At 70.6% G+C, this 17,648-nt stretch carries 16 protein-coding genes; 9 read left to right on the top strand and 7 right to left on the bottom strand.

The window, feature by feature from the left end; genetic code table 11:
* The first annotated feature begins 1 nt into the window (after position 1).
* The 4 genes from manA (at position 2) to CLV71_RS44935 (ending at position 5,006) form a co-directional block, all read left to right on the top strand.
* Positions 2–1,186, top strand: a complete 1,185-nt coding sequence (gene manA / locus CLV71_RS44950) for a mannose-6-phosphate isomerase, class I (RefSeq protein ID WP_133909098.1) — start codon at positions 2–4, stop codon at positions 1,184–1,186.
* A gap of 88 nt (positions 1,187–1,274) precedes the next feature.
* Positions 1,275–2,195 (top strand): cation diffusion facilitator family transporter, encoded by a 921-nt coding sequence (locus CLV71_RS44945; protein WP_133909097.1) that lies wholly within the window; start codon positions 1,275–1,277, stop codon positions 2,193–2,195.
* 83 nt (positions 2,196–2,278) lie between these two features.
* The gene (locus tag CLV71_RS44940) at positions 2,279–3,775 is read left to right on the top strand and encodes an amino acid permease (protein ID WP_133909096.1); all 1,497 of its coding nucleotides are present in this window, start codon (positions 2,279–2,281) and stop codon (positions 3,773–3,775) included.
* Positions 3,776–3,803: 28 nt separating this feature from the next.
* The gene (locus CLV71_RS44935) at positions 3,804–5,006 is read left to right on the top strand and encodes a glutamate mutase L (RefSeq protein WP_243867443.1); all 1,203 of its coding nucleotides are present in this window, start codon (positions 3,804–3,806) and stop codon (positions 5,004–5,006) included.
* A 9-nt stretch (positions 5,007–5,015) separates the two neighbouring features.
* Here CLV71_RS44935 and CLV71_RS44930 read toward each other — a convergent pair whose 3' ends face one another.
* Entirely contained in the window at positions 5,016–7,331 is a 2,316-nt protein-coding gene (locus CLV71_RS44930) for a hypothetical protein (protein WP_243867441.1), read from the bottom strand.
* Positions 7,332–7,397: 66 nt separating this feature from the next.
* Here CLV71_RS44930 and ahcY point away from each other — a divergent pair, with 66 nt between their 5' ends.
* Positions 7,398–8,888 carry an adenosylhomocysteinase gene (gene ahcY / locus CLV71_RS44925; protein WP_133909094.1) on the top strand — a complete coding sequence of 497 codons (1,491 nt, stop codon included), beginning with the start codon at positions 7,398–7,400 and terminating at the stop codon, positions 8,886–8,888.
* Positions 8,889–8,961: 73 nt separating this feature from the next.
* On the opposite strand, the gene CLV71_RS44920 is transcribed toward ahcY, so the two are convergent.
* The 5 genes from CLV71_RS44920 to CLV71_RS44900 all read right to left on the bottom strand — a co-directional run bounded on the left by CLV71_RS44920 (position 8,962) and on the right by CLV71_RS44900 (position 12,243).
* Positions 8,962–9,675, bottom strand: coding sequence for a 2OG-Fe(II) oxygenase (locus tag CLV71_RS44920; RefSeq protein ID WP_133909093.1), 714 nt, complete (start codon positions 9,673–9,675; stop codon positions 8,962–8,964).
* A gap of 115 nt (positions 9,676–9,790) precedes the next feature.
* Complete coding sequence (locus CLV71_RS44915; protein WP_243867463.1) at positions 9,791–10,393, bottom strand: methylated-DNA--[protein]-cysteine S-methyltransferase; 603 nt, start codon at positions 10,391–10,393, stop codon at positions 9,791–9,793.
* Positions 10,394–10,398: 5 nt separating this feature from the next.
* Complete coding sequence (locus CLV71_RS44910; RefSeq protein ID WP_133909156.1) at positions 10,399–10,875, bottom strand: RNA polymerase sigma factor; 477 nt, start codon at positions 10,873–10,875, stop codon at positions 10,399–10,401.
* A gap of 38 nt (positions 10,876–10,913) precedes the next feature.
* A complete protein-coding gene (locus CLV71_RS44905) occupies positions 10,914–11,483 on the bottom strand; it encodes a YdeI/OmpD-associated family protein (RefSeq protein WP_133909091.1) in 570 nt (189 codons plus the stop codon).
* Positions 11,473–12,243: an META domain-containing protein gene (locus CLV71_RS44900; RefSeq protein ID WP_133909090.1), complete on the bottom strand. Its 771-nt coding sequence runs from the start codon at positions 12,241–12,243 to the stop codon at positions 11,473–11,475. The genes CLV71_RS44905 and CLV71_RS44900 overlap by 11 nt, the downstream gene beginning before the upstream one ends.
* 55 nt (positions 12,244–12,298) lie before the next feature.
* Between CLV71_RS44900 and CLV71_RS44895 the strand changes: the two genes are divergently transcribed.
* Both CLV71_RS44895 and CLV71_RS44890 read left to right on the top strand, forming a co-directional pair.
* Complete coding sequence (locus CLV71_RS44895) at positions 12,299–13,042, top strand: DUF1266 domain-containing protein (RefSeq protein WP_166664519.1); 744 nt, start codon at positions 12,299–12,301, stop codon at positions 13,040–13,042.
* 11 nt (positions 13,043–13,053) lie between these two features.
* Positions 13,054–13,686: a dTMP kinase gene (locus tag CLV71_RS44890; RefSeq protein ID WP_243867439.1), complete on the top strand. Its 633-nt coding sequence runs from the start codon at positions 13,054–13,056 to the stop codon at positions 13,684–13,686.
* Between the two features lie 819 nt (positions 13,687–14,505).
* On the opposite strand, the gene CLV71_RS44885 is transcribed toward CLV71_RS44890, so the two are convergent.
* A complete protein-coding gene (locus CLV71_RS44885; RefSeq protein ID WP_133909088.1) occupies positions 14,506–14,982 on the bottom strand; it encodes a VOC family protein in 477 nt (158 codons plus the stop codon).
* A 150-nt stretch (positions 14,983–15,132) separates the two neighbouring features.
* Between CLV71_RS44885 and mtrA the strand changes: the two genes are divergently transcribed.
* Both mtrA and mtrB read left to right on the top strand, forming a co-directional pair.
* Positions 15,133–15,810 carry an MtrAB system response regulator MtrA gene (gene mtrA, locus CLV71_RS44880; RefSeq protein WP_075123969.1) on the top strand — a complete coding sequence of 226 codons (678 nt, stop codon included), beginning with the start codon at positions 15,133–15,135 and terminating at the stop codon, positions 15,808–15,810.
* Between the two features lie 13 nt (positions 15,811–15,823).
* On the top strand, positions 15,824–17,557 hold the full coding sequence (gene mtrB, locus CLV71_RS44875) for an MtrAB system histidine kinase MtrB (protein WP_133909087.1): 1,734 nt from the start codon (positions 15,824–15,826) through the stop codon (positions 17,555–17,557).
* Positions 17,558–17,648: the final 91 nt, after the last annotated feature.

Below are 17,648 nucleotides of genomic sequence, written 5' to 3'. Positions count from 1 at the left end.
CGTGCAGCTGCTTGACAACCCGGTCCGCCCCTACGCCTGGGGCTCCCGCACCGCCATCGCAGGGCTGCTCGGCACCCCGGTGCCCGCACCGCACCCGCAGGCCGAGCTGTGGCTCGGCGCCCATCCCGGCGACCCGTCCCGGGTGGGCGGCGAGTCCCTCGTGGACGTGCTGACCGCCGACCCGGTCGGCCAGCTCGGCGAGTCGGTCGCGGCGCGGTGGGACGGCAGGCTGCCGTTCCTGCTCAAGGTCCTGGCGGCCGAGGAGCCGCTGAGCCTGCAGGCGCACCCGTCGGCGGAGCAGGCCGCCGAAGGGTATGCCCGCGAGGAGGCACGCGGGATCGCGAGGGACGCCTCGAACCGCAACTACCCGGACCCCACGCCCAAGCCAGAGCTGCTGTGCGCGCTGACCGAGTTCCACGCGCTGGCCGGCTTCCGCGACCCGCACCAGACGGTCGCGCTGCTGCGTGCGGTGTCCACGCCCGGCCTCGCGCCCTACGTCGAGCTGATCGCGGGGCAGCCGAACCGCGAGGGCCTGCGTGCGCTGTTCACCACGTGGATCACGCTGCCGCAGCCCGCCATCGACCAGCTCGTGCCGGAGCTGCTCGACGAGTGCGTCCTGCACGTCAAGGAACACGGGCAGTTCGAGCTGGAGTGCCGCACGCTGCTGGAGCTGGGCGAGAGCTACCCCGGCGACGCGGGCGTGCTGGCGGCCGCGCTGCTCAACCGCATCGTGCTCGAGCCCGGTGAGGCGATCTACCTGCCCGCGGGCAACCTGCACTCCTACCTGCGCGGCACGGGTGTCGAGGTGCTGGCGAACTCGGACAACGTGCTGCGCGGCGGACTCACGCCCAAGCACGTCGACGTACCGGAGCTGTTGCGGGTGCTGGACTTCGGCTACGGCGACATGGCCGTGACGACCGGCGAGGCGGCGGGCGCGCGGCACGTCTACCGGACCCCCGCGCCGGAGTTCGAGCTGTCCAGGCTGGAGTGGACGGACGACGAGGCGCCGGTGACGCTGGCGGCTGGCATCCCGAGGATCCTGGTGGCGATCGACGGCGAGCTGTCCTGCGGGGACACCACGCTCGGCCGTGGGCAGTCGGTGTGGATCCCCGCCGGCGACCCGGACGTGGTTTTGACGCCCGCCTCGCCGGGTACCAGGGCGTTCGTCGCGACCCCAGGGGTGTGATCTTTCGGCAGGTGCCGAGACAGCAGGTCAGGTGAGTCTCTAGGCTGCACAGCGCGACAAATCCGACATGGTGTTAGGGAGTGGGCCGGTGAGCGCAGGGGGCGGGACGAAGGCGATCCTCGCGGCGTTGGCGGCGAACGCGGGGATCGCGCTGGCGAAGTTCGTCGGCTTCGCGATCACCGGCGCGTCGTCGATGCTGGCGGAGGCCGTGCACTCCGTGGCGGACACCTCCAACCAGGGCCTGCTGCTGCTCGGCCAGCGCACGTCCAAGCGAAGGGCGACCAAGGAGCACCCGTTCGGCTTCGGCCGCGACCGGTACTTCTACTCGTTCATCGTGGCGCTGATGCTGTTCACGCTCGGCTCGGCGTTCGCGATCTACGAGGGCATCCACAAGCTCCAGCACCCGGAGCCGCTGACTACGCCGATCGTGGCCGTGATCATCCTGGTGGTCGCGATCGGACTGGAGGGCTACAGCTTCCGCACCGCGATCGTCGAGTCCCGCAAGATCAAGGGCGACGTGTCGTGGTGGGGCTTCATCCGCCAGTCCCGCACCCCGGAGCTGCCGGTGGTGCTGCTCGAGGACGCGGGCGCGCTGCTGGGCCTGGTCTTCGCGTTGTTCGGCGTGGGCCTGTCGGTCCTCACGGGCGACCCCTACTGGGACGCCATCGGCACCCTGATGATCGGCGCGCTGCTCGGCGTCATCGCGATCATCCTGATCATCGAGATGAAGAGCCTGCTCATCGGCGAGGGCGCCACGCCGCCCGAGCTGGACCGGATCAGCGCGGCCATCGTCGGCGGCCGGGTACAGCGCCTGATCCACATCCGCACCCAGTACCTCGGGCCGGACGAGCTGCTCGTCGCGGCCAAGATCGCGCTGGAGCCGGGGCTGCCGCTCACCGACGTGGCCGCCGAGATCGACGCGGCCGAGGCCCGCATCCGCGAGGCCGTGAAAGCGGCGGGCCTGATCTACCTCGAACCGGACCTGGACCGCACCCCCTCGACCGCCTGACCTTCGCTCGTCACCACCTGAGCCCCGACAGCGGATATCGTCAGCCGGAACGGGGACGGTCGGGGGACGAGAAGGGCGGCGACATGCCCGGAAGCGGTTTGTTGCGCACCAAGTCGGTCGAGCAGTCGATGAAGGACACCGACGAGCCCGGCTCGCGACTGCGGAAGAACCTCAGCGCGTGGGACCTCACGGTCTTCGGTGTCGCCGTCGTCATCGGCGCGGGCATCTTCACGCTGACCGCGCGGACGGCCGGTGACTTCACCGGGCCGTCGGTGTCCGTGGCGTTCGTCCTCGCCGCGATCGCGTGCGGCCTCGCGGGACTGTGCTACGCGGAGTTCGCCTCGACCGTGCCGGTCGCGGGCAGCGCCTACACCTTCTCCTACGCCACGTTCGGCGAGCTGGTGGCGTGGATCATCGGCTGGGACCTGGTGCTGGAGTTCGCGGTCGGCGCCGCTGCGGTCTCGACCGGCTGGTCGGAGTACCTCGCCACGGTGCTGTCCTACATCTTCGGCACGGACGTGAAGACGACGTTCGGCATCGGCAGCGTGACCGTCAACTGGGGCGCGCTGCTGCTCGTGATCATCCTGACGGTGCTGCTGGCGTTCGGCACGAAGCTGTCGTCGCGGGTCAGCATGGTCATCACCGGCATCAAGGTCGCGATCGTGCTGTTCGTGATCTTCTTCGGCCTGACGTTCATCAGGGCGGCGAACTACAGCCCGTTCGTCCCGCCCGGCTCGACCGGGGCGGGCGCGGGGTCCACGGGTGTGGACCAGACCGTGTTCTCGTGGCTGGCGGGCGGCTCCAGTTCCGCGTTCGGCGTGTTCGGCCTGCTGGCGGGCGCCTCGCTGGTGTTCTTCGCGTTCATCGGCTTCGACGTGGTCGCGACGACCGCCGAGGAGACCCGGAACCCGAAGAAGGCCGTGCCGCGCGGCATCCTGGGCTCGCTGGCGATCGTGACCGTGCTGTACGTGGCGGTGTCGCTGGTGGTGACGGGCATGGTGAAGTACACGGACCTGGCCACCGGCAAGGACGGCGAGCACAAGACGCTGGCCACGGCGTTCCAGCTGAACCACGCGGACTGGGCGGCGAACGTGATCTCGGTCGGCGCGCTGGCCGGTCTGACGACGGTCGTGATGGTGCTGATGCTGGGCCAGGTGCGTGTGCTGTTCGCGATGTCCCGTGACGGCCTGCTGCCGAAGTCCCTGTCCCGCACCGGCGAGCGCGGCACGCCGGTGCGTGCGACGCTGCTCGTCGGCACCCTGGTGGCGCTGGCGGCGACGTTCTTCCCGGCGGGCAAGCTGGAGGAGATGGTCAACGTCGGCACGCTGTTCGCGTTCATCCTGGTGTCCGGCGGCGTGATGATCCTGCGGCGCACGCGCCCGGACCTGGAGCGCTCGTTCCGGGTGCCGGGGCTGCCGATCATCGGCACCCTGGCGATCCTGGCGTGCCTGTGGCTGATGCTGAACCTGACGATCCTGACGTGGCTGCGGTTCTTCATCTGGATGGTGATCGGCGTCATCGTGTACTTCTCGTACGGTCGCCGCCACTCGTCGTTGGGCAAGAATGCACCTGTGTCTTGACGTCGGTTCCACGTGGACGAAGGGCGTCGTGGTCGCGCCGGACGGCGCGCTGGCCGGGGTGGCCCAGCACCGGACCACCCCGCCCGAGGTGATGACCGGGGTGGCGGCGGTGACCTCCGCGCTGCCGCCTGCCTCGTCGGTCCTGGCGTGCTCCTCGGCGGGTGGCGGCCTGCGTCTGGCGGTGGTGGGCCAGGAAAGGCTCGTGAGCGCGGAGGCAGGCCACCGCGTGGCTCTGTCGGCAGGCGCGAAGGTGGTGCACGTGTCCGCCGGGCCGCTGTCCAATGTGTACGCGCTGCGTGCGTCCGACCCGGACGTGGTGCTGCTGGTGGGTGGCACGGACGGTGGCGACGAGAAGGTGTTGCTGCACAACGCAGCCTGCCTCGGTCGTGCCAGGGTGACGGTGCCGGTGGTGCTGGCGGGCAACAAGTCCGCGCAGCCGGAGGCCCTGTCGCTGCTGGCGGGCCGGACGGTCGTGGCGACGGACAACGTGCTGCCGGACGTGGGTGAGCTGGCGCCTGACCCGGCCCGCGCGGCGATCCGGGAAGTGTTCCTGGCACACGTGATCGGCGGCAAGGGCCTGTCCCGGGGCAGGCGCTTCCGCGACCTGGTGCGCACGGTGACCCCGGACGCTGTCCTGTCCGGCGTGGCAACCCTTGCCGCACAGGAGGAAGGCGCGGTGCTGGTGGTGGACGTGGGCGGCGCGACCACGGACGTCTACTCGGCGGTGTCCACGGCGGACGACACGCCGGCCACGACGGTGGCACTCCCGCCCGACCGGCGGACGGTGGAGGGCGACATAGGCATGCGGGTCAGCGCCCCCGGTGTGGTGGCGGAGGCGATCACGGAACGCCTGCTGGCGCAGGACACCCCTCTGGCGGCGAAGTCCGCGCACCGCAACGAGAACGTGGACTTCGTGCCCGCCACCGACGACGAACGGGAAGCAGACCTGGAGATCGCCCGTCTGGCGGCGACCCTGGCGATCCGCCGCCACCTGCGGATGGTGGGCAGGCTCGGCCCGACGGGCGCGACCGTGCTGGTCCTGTCGGGCGGTGTCTTCCGCCACGCGCAATCGCTGGCCGAACTGGAGAAGAACCTGAGGGCCGACCTGGGTCCGGTACTCCGCAACGCCCGCGTGGTGGTCGACCGCGACGGCCGCCTCGGTCCGGCGGGCCTCCTCGCACAGGCCGGTCACGACACCACGGCCGCCGCGCTGCTCGCCGCCCTGCGCTGAGGGCCTCGCTCACCTCGCGACGTGCAGGGTCGCCGGTTCGGCCGGGTCGAAGCCCGCCGCCATGGCGATCGCCCGGTCCCACTCCGGGTCGGCCGCGTAGTTGCCGTGGCGCTGCAGGCCAGGCGTCCACCGCCGTCCGGGGACCGGTTCACGCGGCGGGTCGGGAAGCCAGTGGTCCAGGCCAAGCACCAGCGCCCCGTGTGGGCTCCGCGCCGCCGCCGACAGCGGCCCCGGCGTGCCGTCCGGCCGCAAACCCATCCCCAGCAACGAGTCGTCGAACACCTGCCGCCGCCACGTGGTGACCGCACCGCCGAGGGGATCGGTGCCCCGGCACAGCGACCGCCACCTCGTACCCAGCTCACCGGCCAGCGTGCCGAGCGCCGAGAACGGCAGCACCGCGGGAAACGCGCGGGTGTAGGCCCACTGCAGCTGCGATCCCACGGTCACGATGCCGATGCGCCTGCGCTCCGGTTCGTTCAGCGAGTTGAGCAACCGGGCCGCCGCGACGGCCACCAGCAGGCTGCCGTGGCTCTCACCGACCAGCACCACCCGGGTCCCGGGGTCGCGCAGGTGCGTCGCCGTCCGTGCCGCCAGCTCCGGCGCGACCTTCACCGCGTAGCACGGGGGCACGATCGGGTGCGCCTCCCTCGGCCAGAAACACGCCAGGTCCGCGAGCACTCCCAGCTGTCGCGCCGACTCCGGTGCCCGCGCCGCGTTGTACACCGCCCGCAGCAGGCCACCGGCCAGCGCGCCCAGCGCCAGCACCCCGACCGTCGACAGCGGCGTCAGCCACGTCGGCACCGTCGTGAACCGCAGGTACAGCGCCACCACGGCACCGACCGACAGCACCCCGGCGCACGCCAGCACCACGTGGTGCAGGTGCCGCCGCTGCCAGCTCGCCATCCGCCAGCTCCGCACCGGCGAACCCAGCAGCGTCGCCTCGGCCGACTCGGTTCGCCGCAGCCGCACCAGCACGAACGGCGCCACGACCACCGCCACCACGAGCCCGAGCACGGCCCCCGCTCCCCACAGCAGCGTCACGGGCTCGTAACCGGGCGGAACCGTCATACCGGACGAACCAAGCAGCTGCCGTACCGCGTAGCCGAGTCCCGCGCCGAAACCGCCGCCGAGCAGCGCCGCGACGGCGACCACCGGGGCCGCCATCCAACCGCCCGCCCAGGGCCGCAGCTCGCGAGGCCTGCCGCGCCACTCATGCCGGGCGATCACCGCGGCAGGAATCAGCAGCAGGCTGAACACGACGACCACCACGATCAGCACGGCCGCGATCGCCTCGACCGTCGCCGTCGTGCCGGTCAGCTCCAGCGGGTCCCGGCTGGCCGCGGCGGCCGCCACCAGCAGGCCGCCGACCGCGAACAGCACGCGCCGCGTCCACGGGCCCAGCGCGGCACGCACCCACCGCCCGGCCCGCGACGGTGTCGCGCCGCGCGGGTCGTCCAGCAGCAGCACCCCGAGCAGCACGACGGCCAGCAGGATCAGCGCGAGCGCCCACAACGCCGCGGGCACGGGCGCCGAGGGCATCTTCAGCGGACCCCCGAGCGGCAGCAGCGCGACCGTCGCCAGGGCCGCCACCAGGTGCAGTGCCCGCAGCGTCGGCGTGTCCGGGTCGGCGACCAGGTTCGTGCCGGGCAGCGCCACCCGTGTGTTCGGGGGCGTCGGCGGCGGGTTGGCCGTGCCGTCCACCTCCCACGCGACGCACGAGATCCGGTGCAGCACGTAGATGAGCAGCAGCACCGGCACCAGGCCGATCGCCGGGCGCACGAGGTAGGTCGCACGCAGCCAGTCCGGCACGACGGTCAGGCACGGCGAGCCGGGCGCGAGGCACTGCGCCGCGACCAGGTCCAGGCTGACGACGGCCGCCTGCGTGACGAGCAACACGGTGAGCAGCACCGCGGCGAGCCGCAGCAGCGTGCGGGCCGCGAGCCCGAGACATCCGGCGAGCCGGTGGCCGCTGGGGATCGGCGGCAGCATCCAGTGTGCGACGTTGGCGAGTGAGAAGGGGAACAGCAGCGCCCACGCCGCCTTCGCCGCGCCGCCGGAGGTCATGCCACCCCACGAGTAGCCCTCGACGATGCGGGGGATCGACTGCCCCTCGGCCCGCAGCACGGGCCCTGGCGCGGGTCGCAGGAGGCGGTCGGCGGGCTGGACGATCCGTCCGACGCCGTCGCCCGCCACGTCGACCGCGGCGACCGCCGAGACGAGTGCCTCCGGCCTGGTGCCCATCACTCCGTGTACGCGCAGCTCCACCACTCGGGTGTCCGGCCCGGGCGGGTACAACAGGCCTGCCTCCTTCGGCTCTATGGGCACTCCAGTAGCTCCCCTGGAGGCAACGGTAGTGTTCTGGGCGGCCGTTGAGTTTGGAGGATGTACGGGATGACCGCAGTAAACACCCAGAGCGAGACCCTCACCCGCTACTTGCGAACGGTGGGTGATCTGGACTTCGCGGTGGCGGACCTGTCACTCGCCGAGTTCGGTCGCAAGGAGATCCGGCTCGCAGAGCACGAAATGCCGGGCCTGATGGCCTTCCGCCGCGAGTACGCCGAGGTCTACCCGCTGCGCGGGGCGCGGGTCTCCGGCTCGCTCCACATGACCATCCAGACCGCCGTTCTCATCGAGACGCTGGTGGAGCTGGGCGCCGAGGTGCGGTGGGCGTCCTGCAACATCTTCTCCACGCAGGACCACGCGGCCGCCGCGGTCGCCGTCGGTCCGCACGGTTCACCCGAGGAGCCCAAGGGCGTCCCGGTGTTCGCGTGGAAGGGCGAGACGCTCGAGGAGTACTGGTGGTGCACCGAGAAGATGCTCACCTGGCCGGGTGGCGTCGTGCCGAACATGCTCCTCGACGACGGCGGTGACGCCACGCTCCTGGTGCACAAGGGCACGCAGTACGAGGCCGCGGGCGTCGTGCCGGAGGCGGACGACAACGACGCCGAGGAGTGGAAGGTCATTCTCGACCTGCTCCGCCGGTCGCTGGAGACCGACAAACAGAAGTGGACCCGCGCGGGCCAGGAGATCAAGGGCGTCACCGAGGAGACCACGACCGGTGTCCTGCGGCTGTACCAGCTGGCCGCGGCCGGTGAGCTGCTGTTCCCGGCGATCAACGTCAACGACTCGGTCACCAAGTCGAAGTTCGACAACCGCTACGGCATCCGCCACTCGCTCGTGGACGGCATCAACCGCGGCACGGACGTGCTGATCGGCGGCAAGGTCGCGGTCGTCTGCGGCTACGGCGACGTCGGCAAGGGCTCCGCGGAGTCGCTGCGTGGCCAGGGTGCGCGCGTCATCGTCACCGAGGTCGACCCCATCTGCGCCCTGCAGGCCGCGATGGACGGCTACGACGTGCAGCGCCTCGAGAGCGTGCTCGACAGGGCCGACATCATCATCACGACGACGGGCAACAAGGACGTCGTCATGGCCGAGCACATGGCCAAGATGAAGCACCAGGCGATCCTGGGCAACGTCGGCCACTTCGACAACGAGCTCGACATGGCGGGCCTCGCCCGCTACCCGGGCATCAAGCGGATCAACATCAAGCCCCAGGTCGACGAGTGGGTCTTCCCCGACGGGCACTCGATCATCGTGCTGTCCGAGGGCCGCCTGATGAACCTCGGCAACGCGACCGGCCACCCGTCCTTCGTGATGTCGAACTCCTTCTCCAACCAGGTGATCGCGCAGATCGAGCTGTTCACCAAGAACGAGGAGTACGACAAGGAGGTGTACCGCCTCCCGAAGAAGCTCGACGAGAAGGTGGCACGCATCCACCTCGAGGCGCTGGGCGGCGAGCTGACGAAGCTCACCAAGGAGCAGGCCGAGTACATCGACGTGGACGTCGACGGCCCGTACAAGGCCGACCACTACCGGTACTGAGTCCCAGCTCTACGCGGAGGCCGGCCCCCATCTCGGTGGGGGCCGGCCTCTCGCCGTGTGTCAGGTCGCCGTGTCAGGTCGCGTCGTGGAAGACGAGGCCCAGGGTGTGGCGGCGGCCGGAGCGGACCGCGGACACACCGTGGCGCACCGGGGACGCCGACCAGCCGCGCGCCGAGGCGACAGGCCGGTCGCGGGTGGTGAACACCAGGCCGTGGCCCTGCGGGACGAGCGTCGCCGTACCGCGGGACTGGGCCCGTGGCCGCTGCTCGACCAGCAGGAACTCGCCACCCGTGTGGTCGACACCCGGCTGGTTCAGGTTGATCACCACCTGCAGCGGGAACACCTTGTCGCCGTAGAGGTCGCGGTGCAGTGCGTTCCAGCCGCCCTCCTCGTAGCGCAGCAGGATGGGGGTCGGTCGCTTCTGGCCCGCCTCGTGGCAGACGTCCAGCCACTCGGCCAAGGTGTCCGGCCACTCCGCGTCCCGACCGAGCCGTCCGGCCCAGTCCCGTGCGATCGGCAGCAGACGCGGGTAGAGCGCCTCCCGCAGCGCCTGGACCGGCTCCGGGAACGGCTCGGCGAAGTAGTGGTAGTCGCCGTTGTCCCCGAAGCGGTGACGCCGGAGGTTGACCGTCGCCCGGAAGTGGGACGGCTGGTCCCACAGCGTCACCAGCTTCGCGCACTCCGCCGCCGTGAGCAGCTGCGGCAGCAGCGCACACCCGTACTCGTCCACCTCCGCGGTCACCGCGGCCCAGTCGGCCGCGGCAACCCGCTTCGTGTACTTGTTCACGCCGTCCCCTCACCCGTTCCGTGGCCCCGGAACGCTCCGCGGGCTCCGCTACACCGGCGCCCTCCGCAGTCGAGGTGACGTCGTGAGTGCTGGTGGTTCGCTCCGCAAGCTCCGCTCACGCTGCCGCCTCCAGGGTCAGCAGCGTCCGCTTGGTGTCCTCACCGCCGACGTAGCCGCCGTAGGACCCGTCGGAGCGCACCACCCGGTGACACGGCACGACGACCGGCAGCGGGTTGGTCGCACACGCCGTGCCGACCGCCCGCACCGCCCTCGGGCTGCCCGCGGCCGCCGCGACCTGCGCGTAGCTCTCGGTCCGCCCGTAGCCGATGGCAGGCAGGTGGGTGAGCACCGCGAGGCGGAACCCCCTGGCCAGCCGCAGGTCCAGCGGCAGGTCGAAGGTCTGCCTGCCGCCGTCGAAGTACTCGCCGAGCTGCCTGGCCACGGGGTCCAGCCGCGCCGGGGCACGCAGGATCCGAGGGCTGACCGCGTCGGCGAGCTTCGCCAGCACCGCGTCGTGGTCCTCGCGGGCGTAGGCGACCCGCACGAGACCCTCCTCGGTCGCGGCCAGCAGCAGCGTGCCGACCGGGGTGTCGAGCGTGCGGTAGGCCACGTCGAGCAGCCGCTCCCGCGCCGCGGCCGCGGTCAGCCGCTCGTGCAGGCGGCGGGTCGTCGCCGCGTCGATCTCCGGCAGCTCGCTGAACAACGCGTCGTCCGACATCGTCATCATGATCTCGCTTCCTCCCTGTTCGTGGTGGCCCGCAAGGCCCTGATCCCGTCCGAGGCCGCCCGCCGGGCCGCGTCGGTGGTGCCGCCGGTGATCAGCGCGATCTCCCGGTAGGGCAGTCCGGCGAGGTAGTGGTAGGCGACGGCGGCACGCTGCTTGTCCGGCAGCCGCGCCACCGAGTCCCACAGGTCGCCGTCCACCGCCCGCGCCGGGCTCTGCCGTTCTGGCACCTCGTCGACGGGGATCGGCGAGCGCCCTCGGACCCGCGTGATGTCGACGGCCTTGCGGTGCGCGATCGTGACCAGCCATGCCTCGAGGTTGGCGTCGGCAGGCAGGTCCGGATAGGCCTTCAGGGCGGCCAGGAACGTCTCGGACCAGGCGTCCTCGGCGTCGGTCGGACCGACGACGGCGCGGCAGACCCGCAGCACCATCGGTCCGTACTCGGCCACTACCTGTTCGAACGGTTTCACGATCACACCGGGAAGACGCCCCACGTCCACGAAACGTGAGATCGCTAGTGGATGGTCTCGCCGCGCTCCAGCATCGCGACGAACTTCTCGATGCGCCGCGCCCGGGTCTCGGGCCGCTTCGCCTCCTCCACCCTGTACAGGATGGCATAGCGGTTCTGGCTGGTCAGGGTCGTGAAGAACGCCGCGGCGGCAGGGGACGCGGCGAGTGCGGCGGCCAGGTCGTCCGGCACGGTCGAGTTGGCGGGGCTCGCGTAGGCGGCATCCCAGCGCCCGTCGGCCCTGGCCGCCTCGACCTCACGCAGACCGCGCGGGAACATCCGGCCCTCCGCGATCAACCGCTCGGCCGACGCCCGGTTGATCCGGGACCACCGCGACCGGCGACCGCGCGGCGTGAACTTCTGCACGAACCACTGGTCGTCGACGCGGCGCGCGGTGCCGTCGATCCACCCGTGCCGCAGCGCCTCCTCGAGGGCCTGGTCGTGGTCGACCGAGACGAGGCCGGTGCCCTTCTTGGCGATCCTGAGCCACAGGCCGGGCGTGTCGGCGTGCTCGGCGAGCCAGGCCGCGAACTCGGCCTGGCCGTCGAACCCCACCTCGGGCAGGTCACTTGGCATGCAGCTGGATCCCCTTGCCGGACGAGCCGTCCAACGACAGCTTGTCGGCGGTGATCTCGTACTTCGCGTCGCCGGACAGCACGTCGACCACCGCGTCCTCGCCCAGCATGATCTCAGGCGGACACGCCATCTTCGTCATCACACCAAGGTCGAACACGATCGTGTCACCCGACACGGTGTACTCGGCGGTGACACCGTTGCAGTGCGTGTCGGCGACGACCTTGGTGCCGTCGAACACGAGCGTCACCGGCTCGGCGCCCGCGGGCATGCTCGACGCGGTCTGACCGTCGACCACGGTGTCCAGCTCCCAGGTCGTGCCGACGAGGTCGCGGTCGGGGGTGACCAGCTCGCGCGGCGCCATCTCGAAGGTCGTGGTGCCGGAGGTGATCGTGAGCCGGTCACCGGCCAGCTCCCAGGACGGCGTCGAACCGAGCACGGAGGAGACGAAGGAGTCCTGCTCGTGGCGCTCGGGGTCACAGCCCATCCCGGTCATGCCGAGCCCCTCGCCGCCGATGGTGATCTTGCTGTCACTCGTGTCGACCTCCCCCTGCATCATGTTGCAGCCGGCCCGCGCGATGAGCCGCCCGTCGTCGGTGAACTCGACGGACAGCTCCGCGGTCATCTCCCGGGGCTTGCCGTCCTCGGTCACCTCGGTGGCGATGAACGTCCTCCCACGCAGCGGGTCCGGCGCGCTGCCGGCTCGTTGACCGCAGGCCGTGAGAACGAGCAGCAGGGGCACGGCCACGAACAGAAGTCTCATGCCGACAGGACGGAGCCGAGGGCGTTGGTCGTTGCACGTGGCTACACTTCGCGGCGTGGTGGTGTGTGATCACGTGGAGGGGGTGGTCAGCGCCCGGCAGGGCCCGTTCTACGGGCCGCTGGCGCACGGGTTCGCGTGCGGCGCGCACATCCCGGTGCATGTCTCGAGGCCGTGGAACGCGATGGACGATCCCGCGCGCGACTACCGGGCCGACCGCGAGACGCTGGCCGACAGCTGGGGCGTGGAGACCGCGGAGGACTGGTCGCGGCAGGTCGAGTACCTGCTGGCCGGACAGAACGTGGGCCCGGAGGCGGACGCGGTGCTGAACGTGCGTCAAACCCTGCTGCGCGGACAGGGCCACTACGACCTGCCCACGTGGCAGAAAGCCATCGGCGACCTGCCCCGAGGACAGCCGGTGGAGGTGGCCGAGTTGGCCGAGCTGGCCGCCGTCATCACCCGCTACGAGTCCCGCTTCCGCACCGACGGTCTTCTCCCGTCGGACGGCGTCGTGACCAGCGTGTCGGGCTACGACTTCGGCCGTGCGGTGAACATGGCGCGCTGGGGCTTCGGCGCCCGGTTCTGCGACTACCGGACCGCCGAGGGCATCGTGCTGCGTGCCGGTGAGCTGTGCCGCAGGCAGTACACGTCGTGGGCCGACTTCAGCGCGGGCTACGCACTGGGTCGGGTGCTCAGGTTCGACGGGGAGGCGTACGGGCACCTGTACGCGTCGGTGCTGGGCCCGCACCGCCTGCTGACGGCGGACCGGACCAGCCCGTGGTGGCACGTACCGTTCGCATAGGGTTGCCCGCCGTGGGACGACTGATCGTGATCGAGGGTATCGACGGGGCGGGCAAGCGGACGCTGGCGGAGGCGTTGGAGGGGGCGCTGGCGGGCCGGGTGGCGAGGATGGCGTTCCCGCGGTACGGCGTGTCGGTGTACGGCGACCTGATCCGCGACGGTCTACATGGGCGCCTCGGTGCGTTCGGCGACGAGGTGCACGGCATGGCGATGCTGTACGCACTGGACCGTCGCGAGGCGGCGCCGGACATTCGCGCTCTGTTGGATGCTCACGACTATGTCCTGTTGGACCGTTATGTGGCCTCCAACGCGGCTTTCGGGGCGGCTCGGCTGCATCAGGGTGCTGGTGGGGAGTTCGTGGGATGGGTCCACGAGATCGAGCTGGGGCGCTTCGGGGTGCCGGTGCCGCATGCCCACCTGTTGCTGCGGGTGCCCCCGGTGATCGCGGCGGCCCGCTCGACCCGGAGGGCGCAGACGGAGGCGGACCGGGGCCGGGACACGTGGGAGTCGGACGACGCGCTCCAGTCCCGGGTGGCGGCGGTGTACGACGGGTTGGCGGCGGCCGACTGGCTGGCACCGTGGCACGTGGTGGACGGCTCGACGGTCCCCGACACGGCGGAACTGGCCAAGAAACTGGCAGAGTGACAGCGTGCTGGGAGCCGACAAAACTGTCACCCCAATCCGGTAAACTCAAATCCGGGGGACCCCCAGGGGCACGAAAGTCCCATTCGCTCGATCTGACCAGGTGACCCCATCCCCATTTGCCGTTTACCACCCGCTTTTTGTCGGCACCCCAAAGTAGTGTCGAAACCGGGGCCCCCGGGTGCACCAATGGGACTCTCGCTCGGGTTAGGTGGGTGAACTTGTCGCCATTTGCCGTTCGCGAGCTGAGATTTGTCGGCGCCTACCGGTCGTGTTGAAACCGGGGGACCCCTGCCGCATCAAAGGGACTTTCACTCGGGTTCGGTGGGTGAATCTGTTGCCGTTTGCCGTTCGTGCGTCGGCATCGGTCGGTGCCAACCGGTAGCGTTGACATCCGGGGGACCCCCTGGCGCATGAGTGGGACTCTCGCTCGGGCTCGGAGGTGAATCCGTTGCCGTTTGCCCGTCGGGCGCACGGCGTTGTCGGTGGGTGCGGGTAGTGTTGAAACCGGGGGACCCCCAGGGGTATGAATGGGACTTTCGCTCGGGTTTGGCGGGTGGGGATTTTGTCGGGTGCCACTTTTTGGCCGCGTTTTGTCGGTGCTCGCTGGTAGCGTTGGCATCGGGGGGTCCCTTATGCATGAGTGGGACTTTCATTCGGGTTTGTCGAGTACGGTGGGTCGGGTGCGGTTCACCCTTGGCCTGGCGGTGCACTGAAGGACGCCTTCCTGACGCTGGGCGTCAGGAAGGCGTCCTTCAGAACGGCTGAGGTGGTGAGCGAGGCCTCTTGGAGGGATGTCCTTCGGTGCGGTGCCGGGGGGACTTACGGGGCGCCTACCAGGTCCTCGCCCCAGTGCGAGATTTCCGCGGCTATGTCGAGGCGGCCGATCGTGGTGGTGGCCGACATCTCGTCCGTCACGCGGTCGCGGGGGACGAACCAGGAGATCTCGAACTCCAGGCCGTCCGGGTCCTTTCCGTACAGGGACTTCGAGACGCCGTGGTCCGAAGAGCCGACCAGGGCGCCGGTGGTCGCCAGGCGGTCGGCGAACGTCGCCAGCTCCGGGAGGGTGCCTACGGACCAGGCGAGGTGGTAGAGGCCCGCGCCCGCGGCTCTCGTCGCGGCACCCCTGGACTGGAACAGGCCGAGGTCGTGGTCGTTGTCGGAGTCCGCGGCCCTCAGGAACGCCGCGTTCGGGCGACAGTGGACCACCCGGAAGCCCAGCACGTCCGTGTAGAACTGCACGCTGCGTGTCACGTCGCGCACGTAGAGCACCGCGTGGTTGAGCCGTCGGATGCCCATCCGCGTCCTCCCCCGAGCACAGTTCCGCAGTTCACCAGGTAGATTGCCAAAGCTGGCCGAAGCGTTACAACATGTCACCCGAATTGCGGTAACCGGATGAACCGACCGGGTCCCGCACGAATGAGCCTCACGAAGTGCGACGATGTAACCATGAAGGCACGTGTGCTGGTAGTGGACGACGACCCGGCTCTGGCCGAGATGCTGACCATCGTGTTGCGGGGCGAAGGTTTCGACACCGCGGTGGTGGCGGAAGGCAACCGGGCGTTGCCCGCGCTGCGCGAGCTCAGGCCCGACCTGGTACTGCTCGACCTGATGTTGCCCGGTATCAACGGCATCGACGTGTGCAAGGCGATCCGCGCCGAGTCGGGCGTGCCGATCGTCATGCTCACCGCGAAGAGCGACACGGTCGACATCGTGCTCGGCCTGGAGTCCGGCGCTGACGACTACGTCGTGAAGCCGTTCAAGCCGAAAGAGCTGGTCGCGCGGGTCAGAGCCCGGCTTCGCCGCACCGACTCCGAGCCTGCCGAGATGCTGTCCATCGGCGACCTCACCATCGACGTGCCCGGCCACGAGGTCACCCGCGACGGTGTCGCCATCCAGCTCACGCCTCTCGAGTTCGACCTGCTGGTGGCGCTCGCCCGCAAGCCTCGGCAGGTGTTCACGCGCGAGGTGCTGCTCGAGCAGGTCTGGGGCTACCGGCACGCGGCCGACACGCGGCTGGTCAACGTCCACGTGCAGCGGCTGCGGTCCAAGGTCGAGACCGACCCGGAGCACCCCGAGGTGGTGTTGACGGTGCGCGGCGTCGGCTACAAGGCCGGACCACCGTGATCGGAGACATACGATGAAGCGGTACCTCCGCGCGGTCGCCCGTTACGGCGCCCGCGCGGTCGCTTTCGGACAGCATCAGGCGGTGCGCTTCGGCGAGCTGTGGCGGCGCTCGCTGCAGGTGCGAGTCGTGGTGAGCACGCTCGCGCTCTCCTCCGCGGTGGTGTTCGTGCTGGGCATGGTGCTGCAGAACCAGATCACCGACCGCCTCCTCGAGACGAAGGAGGAGGCGGCGATCGCGGCCACCCGTGACTCGGTGGCCGTCGCGCAGCGTGAGCTCCAGGGTGTCAACCTGTCCGCCGACCTCGTGCGCAACCGGCTCCAGCAGGCGCTGAACAAGCTGACCAGCTCCACGCCGAACACCGGCACGGTCAGCTCGTCGGCAGGCACCTTCGAGCCGGTGCTCGCGACCCCGCAGCCCTACCAGGGCGAGACGATGACGAGCGTCGGGCCCTACGCCGACGTGCCGGACAGCCTGCGTCACTTCGTCGAGAACGACCAGCTCTCCGTGCAGATCCACACGGTCGACCGGGACTCCGGCCGCACCACGTTCCTCATCGTGGGCGCGCCGTTCCACACCGGACAGCAGAAGATGCAGCTCTACATGCTGTACCCGCTGTCCGCCGAGCAGTCGACGATCGCGGTCGTGCAGAGCACGCTGCTCGTCGGCGGGCTCGTGCTGTTGCTCCTGCTCGCGGGCATCGCGAACCTCGTGACCAGGCAGGTCGTGCGGCCGGTCCGCAGCGCCGCGCAGGCCGCCGAGCGGTTCGCGGGCGGTGAGCTGGACGAACGGATGGTCGTCGTCGGCGAGGACGACGTCGCCCGGCTCGCCCAGTCCTACAACAAGATGGCCGAGAGCATCGAGCGGCAGATCCGCCAGCTCGAGGAGTTCGGCGGGCTGCAGCGCCGGTTCACCTCGGACGTCTCCCACGAGCTGCGCACCCCGCTGACCACCGTGCGGATGGCCGCGGACGTGCTCCACGCGTCCCGCGAGCAGTTCCCGCCCGGCCTCGCCCGCTCCACCGAACTGCTGGTCGACGAGCTGGACCGGTTCGAGTCGCTGCTCGGCGACCTGCTGGAGATCAGCAGGCTCGACGCGGGGGTCGAGGAGCTCGCCGCCGAGTACATCGACGTGCGGCCCATCGCGGTCCGCGCCGCGCGGGCGGTCGCCACCATCGCACGCACCGCGGGCACCGAGATCATCCTCGACCTGCCCGAGGACGAGGCTTCCGCCGAGGTCGACTCGCGACGCATCGAGCGGATCCTGCGCAACCTGCTCGCCAACGCGGTCGACCACGGCGACGGGCACCCCGTGCGGCTGCGGATGGCCGTCGACGGCGAGGCGCTCGCCGTCACCGTCCGCGACTACGGTGTCGGCCTGCGCAACGGCGAGGCCGGCCTCGTGTTCAACCGCTTCTGGCGCGCCGACCCGTCCCGCAACCGGCACACGGGCGGCACCGGACTCGGGCTCGCGATCAGCCTCGAGGACGCGCGCCTGCACGGCGGCGGCCTCGACGCGTGGGGCGAGCCGGGCAAGGGCGCCTGCTTCCGCCTGACCCTGCCGTGCCACCAGGGCGTCGAGTTCCACGAGAGCCCGCTCCAGCTGCCGCCGCCGGACGCCAAGGTGCCCAGCGCCGTCGCCTCCGACGTCGAGGCGCTCGGCGAGGCCGACGCCATGCGCGTCACCGTCGGCGAGGACGTCGAACCCGAGCTCGAACCCCCGGCCCCCGTGTGGGAGGAGGCCCGATGAGACACCTTCTGTCAACCTCAGGCCGCTGTGGGCGGTTGAAGGGCCTTGGAGCGGTTGCGAATGTGAATGTTCTCGTCGTAGCGGACGCCTT

The organism is Actinophytocola oryzae, from assembly GCF_004364325.1.
Lineage (GTDB): Bacteria > Actinomycetota > Actinomycetes > Mycobacteriales > Pseudonocardiaceae > Actinophytocola > Actinophytocola oryzae.
The sequence above is the reverse complement of the archived record's forward strand: the minus strand, read 5'-3'. Positions and strand labels throughout refer to the sequence as shown.